Raw genomic sequence first — 14489 nt, 5'->3', positions numbered from 1 at the left:
CGGTCCTGTCAACGCACCATCCAAGTTCCGCATGGCGCATCTCAGCCCCAATCCGGTTGACATCCCCTGTCCTGCGGCGGAAATGCGAGAGATGACCGAAATCAGGCTGCACAACACCAAATCAAGACATCGCGAGGTCTTCACCCCGATCGATCCCGGCCATGTGAAACTCTACGTCTGCGGCCCGACCGTGTACGACCACGCCCATATCGGCAACGCCCGCCCGGTCGTGGTGTTCGATGTATTGGTGCGCCTGCTGCGCCACCTGTATCCGCGCGTCACTTATGTTCGCAACATCACGGACGTCGAAGACAAGATCAACGCCCGCGCCCATGAAGCCGGCGAGTCGATCGCGGCACTCACCGCGCGCACCACCGCATGGTACCACCGCGACATGGCGGCGCTGTTCGCCGCACCGCCCGATATCGAACCGCTGGTCACCACCCATATCGACGATATCATTGCCCTGATCACCCGCCTGATCGCGAACAACCACGCCTACGAAGCCGAAGGCCACGTGCTGTTCGCCGTCGCCTCCGACCCCGCCTATGGCGCGTTCTCCGGCCGCAACCCCGAGGAATTGCTCGCCGGCGCGCGGGTCGATGTCGCCGCCTACAAGCGCGATCCCGGTGATTTCGTGCTGTGGAAACCATCGAGCGGCGATCTCCCGGGCTGGGACAGCCCCTGGGGCCGCGGCCGGCCGGGCTGGCACATCGAATGCTCCGCGATGATCTGGAAGCATCTCGGCGAGAATTTCGACATCCACGGCGGCGGCGATGATCTGATCTTTCCGCACCACGAAAACGAAATCGCGCAATCGACCTGCGCGTTCCCCGGTTCGGGTTTCGCCAATTACTGGATGCATAACCGCATGTTGCTGGTCAACGGCGAGAAAATGTCGAAATCGCTCGGCAATTTCATCACGCTCGAACAGGCCCTGGCCCACGCGCCGGGTGAGGCCGTGCGGTTCCTGCTACTGAAAACCCATTACCGCAGCACGCTCGATTTCACCTGGGCCGGGCTCGATGACGCGAAACGCGAACTTGATCGCTTCTACCGCGCTTTGCAAAAACACCCCAACGCACCGGCCACCACCGAAATCCCCCCCGTCGTGCTGGACCGCCTGGCCGATGACCTGAACACGCCGGGCGCAATCGCGGCACTGCACGGCCTGGCCGATGCCGCTCTGGGCGGCGATCCGCTGGCCGCCTCGAAAATGCAGGCAACCGGCGCCCTGCTCGGCCTGTTCAACGTCAGCCCCACCGCCTGGTTCCAGGCACCGGCCGGTGCGGACACCGATCGAACCGCCGCGACGATCGACCAGTTGATCGCCGAGCGCATCGCCGCCCGCCGCGCGAAAAACTTCGCCCGCGCCGATGAAATCCGCGCCGAACTCGCCGCACGCAACATCATCCTCGAAGACAGCGCTGGCGGCACCACCTGGCGCCGCGCATGACCGCGCGCGACGAGGGTGCCGACCTCCGCCCGATCGATCCGTCGCCGGTCGTCATCCTGATCCGCCCGCAGCTTGCCGAAAACATCGGCTCGGTCGCCCGCGCCATGGGCAATGGCGGGCTGTTCCATTTGCGCCTGGTCGCCCCGCGCGACGGCTGGCCGCAGGACCGCGCGATGCGCACCGCCTCCGGTGCCTATCGGATTCTCGAATCCGCCACCGTGCACGAAACCGTGGCCGATGCGGTGGCCGATCTGCACCGCGTCTTCGCGACCTGCCCGCGGCCGCGCCACATCGTCAAACCCCTCCTCACCGCGCGCGGTGCCGCCGCCGAACTGCGCGAGATTGGCAATCGCGGCCTGCGCATGGGCCTGCTGTTCGGCCCCGAACGCGCCGGGCTCGACAATGACGACATCGCCCATGCCGACAGCCTGATCCGCTACCCGCTCAACCCGGATTTCATGTCCCTCAACCTCGCCCAGGCGGTGATGGTGATGGCGCATGAATGGTGGATGGCGCGCGACGCAACACCCGCGCGCGACATGATCACCCATAAAACCCATGTCGCGACCAAAGGCGAACTCGAAAACTTCCTCACCCACCTGATCGCCGAATGCGACGCCTCGGGCTTTCTGCGCAACGCGCCGAAACGCCCCGGCATGGTGCGCAACATCCGCCATTTCTTCCAGCGCGGCGAAGTGACCGAGCAGGAATTGCGCACCCTGCACGGCATCATCACCGAGCTTGCCCACGGCCGTCCCGGCCCGCGCGATCAGGGAGCACCCGAACATGGCTGAACCCCGCAGCGACCATTGGGACGCCGCCTACCGCCGCACCCAACCCGATCGTCTGAGCTGGTACGAGGCATCGCCCGCCGCCTCGCTCGCCATGATCGATGCGTGCAGCCTCAAGCCGCGTGCCTCCGCGGTTGATGTCGGTGGTGGCACCGCGCACCTCGCCCCGGCGCTGCTCGAACGCGGCTTCGGCGCGGTCACCGTGGTCGATCTGTCGCAGGCAGCGCTCGATGCCGCGCAAGCCGCGTTCGGCACGGCGGCCGGGCGGATCGACTTTGTCTGCGCCGATATCACGAGCTGGGTTCCCGGCGAGCGTTTCGACCTCTGGCACGACCGGGCGGTGTTCCATTTCCTGACCGACCCGCACGAGCGCGACCGCTACATCGGACTTGCGACAGAATCGGTGCGCCCGCACGGGTTTCTCATCCTCGCGACCTTCGCCCCCACAGGCCCTGAGCGATGCAGCGGCCTCGCCGTGCAGCGCTACGGGGCCGATGATCTGGCCGCCCGGTTCGCACCTGCCTTTGCGATGCGCGACCACATGATCCACACCCATGTGACGCCTTCAGGGGTTTCGCAGGTGTTCACCTATGTGCGATTACAGCGTCACGCTTCGGATTGACCGCACCACGACAATCACCACAAGGGAAACGCCATGAACCGCAACGATCATGACAGTCTCGGCACCATCGAAGTTCCGGACGAGGCATATTGGGGCGCGTCCACCGCGCGCGCCCTGCGCAATTTCCCGATCTCGGATCTCACGATCGGCCAGCACCGCCACCTGATCGTCGCGCTCGCCATGGTCAAGCTCGCCGCCTCGCGCGCCAACGCACGGCTCGGCAAGCTCGACCCCGTGATCGCCGAAGCGATCGCCACCGCCGCGAACGAAATCATCGAGGGAGGCTTGCACGATCAATTCCCGGTCGATGTCATCCAGGGCGGCGCCGGCACCTCGACCAACATGAACATGAACGAAGTGCTGGCCAACCGCGCCTCGGAATTGCTCGGTGGCGCGCGCGGCGATTACCGCGTGCATCCCAACGATCATCTGAACATGTCGCAATCGACCAACGACACCTACCCGACCGCGGTGCGGCTTGCGGTGCTGCTCGGCAAGGACGCGCTGAGCCAGCGGCTCGATCAGCTGGCGACATCGTTCGAGCGCAAATCAGGCGAATTCGCCAATATCGTCAAACTCGGCCGCACCGAAATGCAGGATGCCGTGCCGATGACCTTGGGCCAGGAATTCGGCGCCTTCGCCAGCACGATCCGCGAGGATATCCAGCGGCTCGATGAAGTCGCCAAACTGCTCACCGAAATCAACCTCGGCGGCACCGCCATCGGCACCCGCATCAACGCCGATCCCGCCTACGGCCCCTTCGCGATCGAATCCCTCTCGCGCATCAGCGGCATCGAATTCACCCAATCGTCGAATTTGCTGGAAGCAAGCTGGGACATGGGCGGCTTCATCATGTTTTCCGCCGTGCTCAAGCGCATCGCCACCAAACTGTCGAAGATCGCGCATGACCTGCGCCTGCTCTCCTCGGGCCCGCGCGGCGGCTTCGGCGAAATCAGCCTGCCCGCCCTGCAACCCGGCTCCTCGATCATGCCCGGCAAGGTCAATCCGGTCATTCCTGAAATGATCAGCATCGTCTGCTTTCAGGTGATCGGGCATGATCTTGCGATCACCATGGCGGCGGAAGCCGGTCAGCTGCAACTGAACGCGTTCGAACCGCTGATCGCGCACAACACGCTGAACAGCATGAAACTGATCCGCAATTCGGTTGAAGTGTTCGCAACCCTCTGCGTCGATGGCATTCAGGCGAACGAGGCGAATTGCATGAAGCATCTCGAAGCCAGCACCGCGACAGTCACCGCTTTGGTGCCGTTCATCGGCTACGAGCGCGCCTCGGCGCTGGCGAAAATGGCGCTCGCCAGCGGCCGCACCATCCGCGATCTCGCCGGCGAGGCGATGCCCGGTGCCGATCTCGATACCATTCTGGATGCGAAATCACTGGTGGGTGAAGTGCTGCGCAGCCAGGGCGCGCTGCCGTGAAACCGCTTGCAATCGTCACGAAATTCTACAACGAGCCCGCCTATCTGCCGCTCTGGCTCGGCCATTACGGCCGCCAGGTCGGGCTTGCGAATTGCTATCTGCTCGATCACGGCACCGATGATGGTTCGGCCCGCGCGCTCGGTGCCGCCAATGTCATCCGGCTGATCCGCTCGCCGCAGGACGATTACCACCATCTGCGTGTCATCAAGACAATGTGCGCCGAACTGCTCACACGCTATCGCTATGTGCTGCATGTCGATCTCGATGAATTCGTGGTCGCCGACCCGGCCGCCTACGCCTCGCTCGCCGATTATGCTGCGCGTTGCGAATCCGAACTGATTTCGATGATCGGCCTCGAACTCCAGCACATCCCGGACCGCGAAGCCCCGCTCGACCCCTCGCAACCGATCCTCGCACAGCGCCGGCACGTCTGGTTCAACAGCGCGCTCTGCAAGCCCAATTTCACCCGCGGCCCGCTCGGCTGGTCGCCCGGTTTTCACTGCATGAAAGCCGATACGGTGTTCGATGATCTGTATTTGTTCCATCTGCGTTACGTCGATCGCGACATCGGCTTGCAGCGCCTGCACCGCTCGCGCAGCCAGCCCTGGTCGCACCCCGATCAGGCGAGCCACCAGCGCCTCACCGATGAGCGCTGGCTCGCGATGCTGCATGGGTTCGCCAGTCCCGACCGGCTGAGCGACATCACGGCCGAGCGCCAATCCGCCCCGCTGCGCGCGCATCTCGACCGGGTGATCGAAAGTCGCGCCGGCCGCGAGACGCAGGACTACCGCATCGATCTGAGCATCCACAGTCCAGAACTCTGGCGCACCGCCGACCGGTTCTCGACGATCTTTTGAATAATGCTATCAAACCGCAATGACCGATGATGACGACCCCGCCGCCGAACCGCGACTGCCGCTCTATCTGCGGGTGAAGCGCGATATCGCGGCGCGCGTCGCCGCCGGCACCTGGGGCACCGATGGCAGGCTGCCCTCCGAACATGAACTCACCGCCGCCTTCGGCGTCTCGCGCATGACGGTGCATCGCGCGCTGCGCGAATTATCCGCCGAAGGCATCGTCTCGCGCGTGCAGGGCGTCGGCACCTTCGCGATGGAACGCAGGCCACGCCAGGAGTTTTTGCGAATCCACGATATCGCGGAAGACATCACCGCGCGCGGCCATCGCCATCACATGGCGCTGATCGCGCTCGAAGCGGTACGCGCCCTGCCGCCCCAGGCGCTCGGGTTTCAGCTGCGCCCGGGCTCGAAAATCTTTCACTCCACCGTCCTGCATTTCGAGGATGATGTGCCGGTCCAACTCGAAGACCGCTTCGTTTCGCCGCGCTTCGCACCGGGGTATCTCGAAGCCGATTTCACCGCGCAGACCACGGCGCGATACCTGTTAAGCCTAGGCCCCGCCACCGAAGTCGAGCACACCGCCTACGCGATGACCCCGTCCGCGCCGATCCGCCGCCTGCTCGAACTCGGCCCGGGCGATGACCCCGCCTGCCTCGTGCTGCTGCGCCGGACCTGGAGCAACGGCATTCCGGCGACGCAGAGCGAATTCATCCATCCAGGCTCGCGCTACAGCCTCGGCAGCCAGTCGAGCACGCTGCCTAGCGGGTGAGAAACGGCAGATCGAGCCCGTGGCTGCGCGCGCAATCGATCGCGCTGTCGTAGCCGGCATCGGCATGTCGCATCACGCCGGTGGCCGGGTCGTTCCATAACACGCGCGCGATCCGCTGGGCCGCCGCCTCGGTGCCATCCGCCACGATCACCATGCCGGCGTGCTGCGAATACCCCATGCCGACGCCGCCGCCATGATGCAGCGAAACCCAGGTGGCACCGGAGGCGCAGTTGAGCAGCGCGTTCAACAAAGGCCAGTCCGAGACTGCATCCGATCCATCGCGCATCGCCTCGGTCTCGCGGTTGGGGCTCGCGACCGAGCCGGAATCCAGATGATCCCGCCCGATCACCACCGGTGCTGAAAGCTCGCCGGAGGCGACCATCTCGTTGAACGCCAGACCCAGCCGATGCCGATCCCCCAGCCCCACCCAGCAGATTCTGGCAGGCAGGCCCTGGAACGCGATGCGCTCGCGCGCCAGATCGAGCCAGTGATGCAGATGCGGATTATCGGGGATCAGCTCCTTCACCTTGGCATCGGTGCGGTAGATATCCTCAGGATTGCCCGACAGCGCCGCCCAGCGGAACGGGCCGATGCCGCGGCAGAACAGCGGGCGGATATAGGCCGGCACGAAACCCGGAAAGTCGAACGCATCGGCCACACCGACATCTTTCGCCATCGCGCGGATGTTGTTGCCGTAGTCGAGCACCGGAATCCCCAGGCGCCAGAAGCCGAGCATCGCGCGCACCTGATCCGCCATCGAGCGTTTTGCCGCCGCCGTCACGCCGGCGGGATCGCTGACGCGCCGATCCTCCCACTCTGCAAGGCTCCAGCCGGCGGGCAGATAACCGTTAATCGGATCATGCGCGGAGGTCTGGTCGGTCACCATGTCCGGGCGAATGCCGCGCGCGAGAATTTCAGGGAAAATCTCGGCGGCATTGCCGAGCAGCCCGATCGAGATGGGCTTGCCGCTCGCGCGTGCATGATCGAGCATCGCCATCGCCTCATCGAGCGTGCGGGCCTGCGCATCGAGGTAGCGGGTGCGCAACCGCATATCGATGCGCGAGGCCGAGCATTCCACCGCCAGCATCGAAGCGCCCGCCATGGTCGCCGCCAAGGGCTGCGCGCCGCCCATGCCGCCGAGCCCGCCTGTTAGTATCCACCGCCCGGTCAGATCGCCGCTGTAATGCTGCCGCCCGGCTTCGACGAATGTTTCATACGTGCCCTGCACGATGCCCTGCGAGCCGATATAGATCCATGATCCGGCCGTCATCTGGCCGTACATCATCAACCCCTTGCGATCGAGCTCGTTGAAATGCTCCCAATTCGCCCATTGCGGCACCAGGTTGGAATTGGCGATCAGCACGCGCGGTGCATCGGCATGGGTGGTGAACACGCCAACAGGTTTGCCCGATTGCACCAGCAGCGTCTGGTTGGATTCCAGGTTGCGCAGCGACGCCAGAATCCGGTCATAGCTCTCCCAGTCGCGCGCGGCACGGCCGATGCCGCCGTAGACGATCAACTCCTCCGGCCGCTCCGCAACATCGGGGTCCAGATTATTCATCAGCATGCGCAGCGGCGCCTCGGTCAGCCAGGATTTCGCGCTCAGCGTGGTGCCGTGCGGCGCGCGAATGACACGTGCGTTATCAAGGCGGGTCTGCATGGTCGCACTCCGTTAGGATGATAAATCGTGATGAAGGCAGGCGTCGAACAGCTCGCGCAACAGCGCGCGCATCGGCGCGGCACGCGCGGCATCATAGGCTGTCGGCCAATTATCGGGCGCAATCGCGCCATCCGGCTCGTCGATATAACCACGGCACGCGAGTTCAAGTTGCACGGCATGAACACCACCGGCCGGATTGCCGTAATGGCGCGTGATATAGCCGCCCTTGAACCGCCCGTTGGTGATGTGGCTGAACCCGCTCGCGCCACAGCGTGCGGCCAGCACCGCCAACAGAGCGGGCGATGCCGAGGCGCCGTCGTTCGTGCCCAGATTGCACACCGGCAACACGCCTTCGAACAGGCGCGGGATCACCGACCGGATCGAATGGGCATCGAATACCACGATATTGTCGTGCAGGGCGCGCACCCGCGCGATCGCGTCACGCAAGGCCGCATGATACGGTGCGAAATAGCCGGCCAACCGTTCGGCGATCTCATCATCGCCGGGTGACGTGCCCGGATGGTATAGCGGCCGCCCATCGAAATCCTCGGTCGGGCACAGGCCGGTGGTCGCCATGCCGGGATAGAGCGACACACCGCTCGGATCGCGATTGACATCGATCACGCTGCGCGAGATTGCCGTACGGATGATGGTGATATCGAGATCTTCGGCAAAATCGTAAAGCTGCGGCAACCACCAATCGGCATCCGCCTGCGCCTGCCAGCGCGAGACGTAGCGATCCGCCAGTGCCGCCGGAAGCTCGATGCCGGCATGGGGAATGCTGAGAATCAGGCGTGAATTGCCGGGGCGGATCGCCAGAAATGCAGGATCGCTCATGCGAAATCGCGCTCCAGAACGGGCAGTTCGTCACAAGCGACACTGCGGGCGAGTTCATTGCTCACCACCAGCGCGCGCGCCGCGGCGATGTCAGGTGCCAGCAACCGATCATCGCCGAGTTCGGGCACCGCCGCGCGCAGCAAGCCATGCGCGCGTCCCAGCATTTCGTTCGTCCGCAACGGTGCCAGGCAATCGAGTGCCTGACAGGCGACCAGATATTCGATGCCGAGCACCGAGGCCAGATTGCCCGCCATCCGCAGGCTGCGCAGCGCACCGTGCGTCGCCATCGAGACATGATCCTCCTGATTGGCCGAGGTCGGAATCGAATCGACGCTGGCAGGATGGGCCAGCATCCGATTTTCCGAAACCAGCGCCGCCGCCGTGACATGCGCGATCATATAGCCCGAATTCAACCCGGGCTTGCGGGTCAGAAACGCCGGCAGGCCCGAATGCGCGGGATCGACCAGCATCGCGATCCGCCGCTCCGCGATCGAGCCCGCCTCGGCGATCGCGAGCGCTAACAAATCGGCCGCGAACGCCACCGGTTCGGCGTGGAAATTGCCGCCCGAAATCACCTCGTTCGTACCCGCGAACACCAGTGGATTGTCCGAAACGCCATTGGCCTCGATGCTCAAGGTCCGCCGCACCTGCACGAGCAGGTCGAACACCGCCCCCATCACCTGCGGCTGGCAGCGCAGGCAATACGGGTCCTGCACGCGCGGATCGCCGGTGCGGTGCGAGTCCCGGATGGGGCTCGCCGCCATCAGGCTGCGCAGGGCGCGCGCCACCGCAATCTGCCCGGCGTGGCCACGTAACTTATGAATCCGCTCATCGAACGGCGCATCCGAACCGCGCGCCGCATCGGTGCTCAGCGCACCGGTGATCAGCGCCGCGCGGCACAGATCATCCGCCTCGAACAAGGCGACCAGGGCGATCGCGGTCGAGACCTGCGTGCCGTTGAGCAGCGCGAGACCTTCCTTGGGTCCGAGCGTGACCGGCGCCAGCCCGGCCTCGCTGAGCGCCTGGGCCGCCGGCTTGCGCACACCCGCCACCAGCGCATCACCGATCCCTAACAATCCACAGGCGAGATGCGCGAGCGGTGCAAGATCGCCCGATGCGCCGACCGACCCCTGTGCTGGAATGATCGGCATGATGTCATGCGCCACCAGCGCCATCAGCGCATCGAGCGTCTCGGGTCTGATGCCCGAAGCCCCTTGCGCCAGGCTCGCGATTTTCAAAATCAGGATCAGCCGCACCAGTTTCGCCGGCAACGGATCGCCCACGCCGGCGGCATGCGAGAGCACCAGATTGCGCTGCAAGGTCGCGAGATCGGCGCGGTCGATCCGCGTCGAGGCGAGCAAGCCAAAGCCGGTGTTGATGCCATACACCGCATCATCCTTATCGACGATGGCCGCGACCACCGCGGCACTCGCAGCGACACCCGCGCGGCACGCGGGATCGAGCGTGAAATCCGCCCCATCATACAGCGCGCGCCAATCCGCATAGCGCATCGCGCCCGGCGTCAGAACCATCATCGATCATTGCCTTTCAGAATGCGCCGGTACAGCGGCGCCGGGCCGATCCAGGCCAGCACCTCCGCCAGGGAGTCGACCGACCAGATCGCAAGATCGCAGGATTTGCCTTCAACGATCGAACCGGTCTCGCTGGCCATCCCCAGCGCCCTGGCCGCGTTGATGGTGATGCCGCGCCACGCCTCATCGAAGGTCAGGCCGAACAGCACGCAGGCCATATGGGCGGACAGGCGCAGCGACATGATCGGCGACGTGCCCGGGTTGCAATCGGTCCCCACCGCGATCGCGCATCCTGCGCGGCGCATCGCGGCAACCGGCGGCGCCGTGGGTTCGCGCAGCACGTAATACGCGCCCGGCAGCACCACCGCGACGATGCCGCGCGCCGCCATCGCCGCGATCCCCGATTCCGAGGCGTATTCCAGATGATCCGCCGAAATCGCGCCGTAGCGCGCCGCCAGCGCCGCGCCACCGCCTTCGGTGAGTTGATCGGCGTGCAGTTTCACCGCCAACCCATGGGCCTTGGCGGCGGTGAACACCCGCTCGATCTCCGCGGGCGTGAAGGCGATGGTTTCGCAGAATCCGTCGACCGCATCGGCCAAATCCTCAAGCGCGATCAGCGGGATCATGTGATCGCACACCAGATCGAGATACTCCGCCCGCGCCCGATCCGGCGGCATGGCGTGCGCGCCGAGATAGGTCGCCGCCACCCGCATCCGCCCGGCGGCACCCAGCGCGCGCGCGGTGCGCAGCACGGCGAGTTCGGTGTCGACATCGAGACCATAGCCGGATTTGATCTCGATCGTGGTGACACCCTCCGCCTCCCAGGCCGCAAGGCGGTGCGATGCCGCGTCATACAGCGCCGCCGGGTCGGCCGCACGGGTCGCGCGCATGCTGGCGACAATGCCGCCACCCGCGCGCGCAATATCGGCATAGGATTCGCCCGCGAGGCGGCGGGTGAATTCATCGGAGCGGTCACCCGCGAAGATCAGATGGGTATGGCAGTCGATCAACCCCGGCGTCATCCAGCGCCCGCCGCAATCGATGGTTTCCGCCGCGGTGATATCGCCCATCGCCGCGCGCGTCCCGCACCAGACGATCCGCCCGTCCTTCGCCGCGATCGCGCCGTCGTGAATGATGCCCAGCCCCTCTGCGTCGGTCGGGCAGGTCGCGATATGGACGTGGGTCCAGAGGCGGTCGCAGTGCAAAACTTTGCTCCTGACAAGGTCGAACGAGTTGTATATACAACCGGTTCTGATTTCGGTTCAAGCCTGATTGTGGAGCAAAACGATGGCGCGGAGTTTGTGGTTCGCCTGGGCCTGGCTGGCGGATGGCTGGCAGCGGGATGTCGTCCTGACGATCGATCATGCCGGCATCATCACCGGCATCACCGCCGGGGCAGGGCAGGGCGGTTGCGACATCGTGCCCGGTATCGCGATGCCGGGCCTCGCCAATCTGCACAGCCACGGGTTTCAGCGCGCGATGGCCGGGCTCGCCGAACGCGGCAACCGGCCGGGCGAGGATTTCTGGTCGTGGCGGCACGTGATGTATCAGGTGGTCAACACGCTCGACCCCGATGAGATCGAGGCGGTCAACACGATGGCCTATGTCGAGATGTTGCAGGCCGGTTTCACCACGGTCGGTGAGTTCCACTACGTCCATCACGACCCCACCGGCACACCCTACGCCGCGCGCGCCGAGCTGGCGGGGCGGGTGATCGCCGCCGCCCAGGCGAGCGGTATCGGCCTGACCATGCTGCCTTGCCTGTACAGCGCCGGCGGCATCGGCCGCGCGGCCGAGCCGGGCCAGCGCCGCTTCATCAACGATCGCGATGCGTTTCTGCGCCTGCACGACGAAACCGCTGACTTACTGCGCGCCGCGATGCCGGACGCCGTGCTCGGCGTCGCGCCGCATTCACTGCGCGCGGCAAGGCCCGCGGATGTCGCCGCGATCGGTGGGCTATTTCCGACCGGCCCGGTGCACATCCACGCCGCCGAACAGATGATCGAGGTGGATGATTGCCTCGCCTCCCTCGGTGCGCCGCCGGTCGCCTGGCTGCTCGATCATGCCGGGGTCGACCAGCGCTGGTGCCTGATCCATGCGACGCATCTGACCGCGTCCGAGACCGCGCGGCTCGCCGCCAGCGGCGCGGTCGCCGGGCTGTGCCCGCTGACCGAGGCCGATCTGGGCGATGGGATTTTCGCCGGCCCTGCGTTTTTGCAAGCGGGCGGGCGGTTCGGCATCGGCAGTGATTCACTGATCCGGATCGATGCCGCCGAGGAACTGCGCCAGCTCGATACCTCGCAGCGCCTGCGCGACCAGCGCCGGGTGGTGCTCAGCCCGCATGGTTCGGCCGGTGAGGTTCTGCTGCGCGGCGCCTGGCAGGGCGGCGCACAGGCGATGGGCCAGCCGATCGGCGCGCTCGCGGTCGGCAACCGCGCCGATATCGTGGTGCTCGACCACGCCGGCACCGACCTGGCGGCGCTGCCGCCGGCCCGCTGGCTCGATCACTTCGTGTTCGTCGGAGGCACGCGGCTGATCGATCGGGTCTATGCCGGCGGGCGATTGGTGGTGTCGGGCGGGCGGCATGATGAACATGCGCCGGTCGCGGCGCGGTTCCGCGCGGTGCTGCGCCGCTTGATCGACGCGCTGGCCGGTTAAGCCGCCGCGCCGTCGATCAGCGCGTGCACCGCGGCCGCGCCGGTTGCGGCCAGCGCGGCCGCGGCCAGATCGGCGCAGGTACGGCTGTCGGTTGCGCGGACCGCCCGCTTGATCCGGAGCACGGCACCGCCGTGCATCGAAAACTGCCGCAGCCCGAGGCCGATCAGCAGCGGCACCGCGCCGGTGCGGCTGGCCAGTTCGCCGCACAGCGAGACCGGAATATCGGCCTGCCGCGCCGCCGCGATCGTCATGCCGATTAGCTTCAGCACGGCGGGATCGAGCGGATCATACAGTGCGACCGTGCCGGCCACCGCACGATCGACGGCGAGCGTGTACATCGTCAGATCATTGGTGCCGATCGCGAAAAACGCCGCTTCGCGCGCCAGCGTGGCCGCGTTCAGTGCCGCCGCCGGTGTTTCGATCATCACCCCCAGCGGCGGCGGTTCGGCCGGCAGCCGGATCTGTGCTGCCTCCAGCCGGCGCCACACCAGCCGCATCGCCTGGCGCACCGCGATCAGCTCGGTCAGGCAGCAGACCATCGGGATCATGATCCGCACCGGGCCGAACGCGGCGGCGCGCAGCAATGCCGCCAGCTGGGTTTCCAGTAGCGTCTTGTGTTGCAGCAGCAGCCGCACGCCGCGCAGCCCAAGCGCCGGGTTGGTCTCGTGGGTGTTGGGGATCAGCTCGGCGCCCGGCCCATCCGATTGCTTGTCGCCGCCCCAGTCGAGCAGGCGGATCGTCACCGGGTCGCCGTCCATCGCCAGCACCGCCTCGCGATAGGTGGCGAACTGGCGGTCTTCATCGGGCAGGATGTCCTGGTTCATGAACAGGAACTCGCTGCGCATCAGCCCGATGCCGGTGGCACCCGATTGCGCGACCATCGGCAGCTCGAACGGCAGTTCCAGATTGGCCTGCAGCTCGATCGGCACATGATCGAGCGTTTCCGAGGCGAGCCGCCGCAGCCGTCCAAGGCTGCGCTGGCCACGGGCAAACACCGCGCGCAAGCGCGCCGCCTCATCGAGGCTGACCGGACTCGGGTTGACGATTAGCGTACCGGCCTCGCCATCGAGCACGACCATGGCATCCTGGCGCACGGCGGCGAGCAGACCGGCGATGCCCAGCACGGCGGGCACGCCGATCGCGCGCAGCATGACGGCGGTATGATCCTCGGCCGAACCTTCTTCAGTCGCGATGCCGGCGAACTGCGCCGGGTTGATCAGCGCGGCATCGGCCGGGCGCAGCCGTTCGACCACCAGCACGCTGCCCTGCGGCAGATCGGCGAAGCTGCGGAACGGCAGGCGGGTCAGATTGCGCAACAGGCGCCGGCCGATGTCGCTGATCTCATCGGCCTGACGCGCGGCGGCGCCATCGTCGCCATGGCGCGGCCCATTGCGCACCGCCTGGGCCTGATCCTCGGTGATGTCGATCACCGCGGTCGCCGCCGAGACTAGGCGTTCGGCAATCGCGGTGCGAATCGCGCGCATCAGCCGCGAATTGCCGAGCATATGGATATGCGCGTCGAGCAGCGGCGCGATTTCGGCCTGTGCCGCGTCCGGCAGCCCGGCGAGGCGTTCGTTCAACCGGTTGAGCTGCTTGCGCGACTGCGCTGCCGCCGCTTCGAACTGGTGTAGTTCGGCGGCGATGTCGGTGGCGGCGATTTTCTGGCGCGTGATCGCGAGCGCCGGCTCATCGGCGAAGGTGACCGCGCCGATGCCGATGCCCGGCACGATCGGTGTGCCGGCCAACCGCGTCTGGCGGCGGCCGCGCGGGCCGGCCGGCTTCATGGCGACTCGATGGCGTTCATTGTGTAACACTACAGACGCGCGAGACGATTGCCAAATAAAGATGCAATCGCCGGTTTGATGGGCAG

General features: G+C 66.2%; 12 protein-coding genes. 7 read left to right on the top strand and 5 right to left on the bottom strand.

Going from position 1 to position 14489, the window contains the following annotated elements:
• Window positions 1–91 precede the first annotated feature (91 nt).
• From cysS to hutC, 6 genes are read left to right on the top strand one after another with little or no spacing between them, the layout of a single operon-like run.
• On the top strand, window positions 92–1456 hold the full coding sequence (gene cysS, locus B7X49_RS03225; RefSeq protein WP_286702531.1) for a cysteine--tRNA ligase: 1365 nt from the start codon (window positions 92–94) through the stop codon (window positions 1454–1456).
• Window positions 1453–2250, top strand: a complete 798-nt coding sequence (locus B7X49_RS03220; protein WP_286702532.1) for an RNA methyltransferase — start codon at window positions 1453–1455, stop codon at window positions 2248–2250. The genes cysS and B7X49_RS03220 overlap by 4 nt, the downstream gene beginning before the upstream one ends.
• The gene (locus B7X49_RS03215; protein WP_286702533.1) at window positions 2243–2869 is read left to right on the top strand and encodes a trans-aconitate 2-methyltransferase; all 627 of its coding nucleotides are present in this window, start codon (window positions 2243–2245) and stop codon (window positions 2867–2869) included. The genes B7X49_RS03220 and B7X49_RS03215 overlap by 8 nt, the downstream gene beginning before the upstream one ends.
• A 33-nt stretch (window positions 2870–2902) precedes the next feature.
• Window positions 2903–4306, top strand: coding sequence for an aspartate ammonia-lyase (locus B7X49_RS03210; protein WP_286702534.1), 1404 nt, complete (start codon window positions 2903–2905; stop codon window positions 4304–4306).
• Window positions 4303–5163, top strand: coding sequence for a glycosyltransferase family 2 protein (locus B7X49_RS03205; RefSeq protein ID WP_286702535.1), 861 nt, complete (start codon window positions 4303–4305; stop codon window positions 5161–5163). The genes B7X49_RS03210 and B7X49_RS03205 overlap by 4 nt, the downstream gene beginning before the upstream one ends.
• A gap of 19 nt (window positions 5164–5182) precedes the next feature.
• On the top strand, window positions 5183–5932 hold the full coding sequence (hutC, locus tag B7X49_RS03200) for a histidine utilization repressor (RefSeq protein ID WP_286702536.1): 750 nt from the start codon (window positions 5183–5185) through the stop codon (window positions 5930–5932).
• On the opposite strand, the gene hutU is transcribed toward hutC, so the two are convergent.
• The 4 genes from hutU to hutI are packed head-to-tail and all read right to left on the bottom strand — an operon-like array spanning window position 5922 to window position 11166.
• A complete protein-coding gene (gene hutU / locus B7X49_RS03195) occupies window positions 5922–7592 on the bottom strand; it encodes a urocanate hydratase (RefSeq protein ID WP_286702537.1) in 1671 nt (556 codons plus the stop codon). The genes hutC and hutU overlap by 11 nt on opposite strands.
• A gap of 12 nt (window positions 7593–7604) precedes the next feature.
• Window positions 7605–8429 carry an N-formylglutamate deformylase gene (gene hutG, locus B7X49_RS03190; protein WP_286702538.1) on the bottom strand — a complete coding sequence of 275 codons (825 nt, stop codon included), beginning with the start codon at window positions 8427–8429 and terminating at the stop codon, window positions 7605–7607.
• Entirely contained in the window at window positions 8426–9961 is a 1536-nt protein-coding gene (gene hutH, locus B7X49_RS03185) for a histidine ammonia-lyase (RefSeq protein ID WP_286702629.1), read from the bottom strand. The genes hutG and hutH overlap by 4 nt, the downstream gene beginning before the upstream one ends.
• Window positions 9961–11166 (bottom strand): imidazolonepropionase, encoded by a 1206-nt coding sequence (gene hutI / locus B7X49_RS03180; protein WP_286702539.1) that lies wholly within the window; start codon window positions 11164–11166, stop codon window positions 9961–9963. Before hutI ends, hutH begins: the two co-directional genes overlap by 1 nt.
• An 82-nt stretch (window positions 11167–11248) precedes the next feature.
• Here hutI and B7X49_RS03175 point away from each other — a divergent pair, with 82 nt between their 5' ends.
• A complete protein-coding gene (locus tag B7X49_RS03175; RefSeq protein ID WP_286702540.1) occupies window positions 11249–12619 on the top strand; it encodes a formimidoylglutamate deiminase in 1371 nt (456 codons plus the stop codon).
• Here the strand turns inward: B7X49_RS03175 and ptsP are convergent.
• Window positions 12616–14403 (bottom strand): phosphoenolpyruvate--protein phosphotransferase, encoded by a 1788-nt coding sequence (ptsP, locus tag B7X49_RS03170; RefSeq protein WP_286702541.1) that lies wholly within the window; start codon window positions 14401–14403, stop codon window positions 12616–12618. The genes B7X49_RS03175 and ptsP overlap by 4 nt on opposite strands.
• Window positions 14404–14489 lie beyond the last annotated feature (86 nt).

Origin of the sequence: Acidiphilium sp. 34-64-41 (assembly GCF_002282635.1) — a bacterium.
Classification (GTDB): Bacteria; Pseudomonadota; Alphaproteobacteria; order Acetobacterales; family Acetobacteraceae; genus Acidiphilium; species Acidiphilium rubrum.
Note: the sequence above shows the minus strand (reverse complement) of the source record. Positions and strands in the feature narration are given on the sequence as shown.

Coding starts and splice junctions, on each gene's coding strand:
- cysS (WP_286702531.1), top strand. CDS start 92: ATGACCGAAATCAGGCTGCACAACACCAAATCAAGACATCGCGAGGTC.
- B7X49_RS03220 (WP_286702532.1), top strand. CDS start 1,453: ATGACCGCGCGCGACGAGGGTGCCGACCTCCGCCCGATCGATCCGTCG.
- B7X49_RS03215 (WP_286702533.1), top strand. CDS start 2,243: ATGGCTGAACCCCGCAGCGACCATTGGGACGCCGCCTACCGCCGCACC.
- B7X49_RS03210 (WP_286702534.1), top strand. CDS start 2,903: ATGAACCGCAACGATCATGACAGTCTCGGCACCATCGAAGTTCCGGAC.
- hutC (WP_286702536.1), top strand. CDS start 5,183: ATGACCGATGATGACGACCCCGCCGCCGAACCGCGACTGCCGCTCTAT.
- hutU (WP_286702537.1), bottom strand. CDS start 7,592: ATGCAGACCCGCCTTGATAACGCACGTGTCATTCGCGCGCCGCACGGC.
- hutG (WP_286702538.1), bottom strand. CDS start 8,429: ATGAGCGATCCTGCATTTCTGGCGATCCGCCCCGGCAATTCACGCCTG.
- hutH (WP_286702629.1), bottom strand. CDS start 9,961: ATGGTTCTGACGCCGGGCGCGATGCGCTATGCGGATTGGCGCGCGCTG.
- B7X49_RS03175 (WP_286702540.1), top strand. CDS start 11,249: ATGGCGCGGAGTTTGTGGTTCGCCTGGGCCTGGCTGGCGGATGGCTGG.
- ptsP (WP_286702541.1), bottom strand. CDS start 14,403: ATGAAGCCGGCCGGCCCGCGCGGCCGCCGCCAGACGCGGTTGGCCGGC.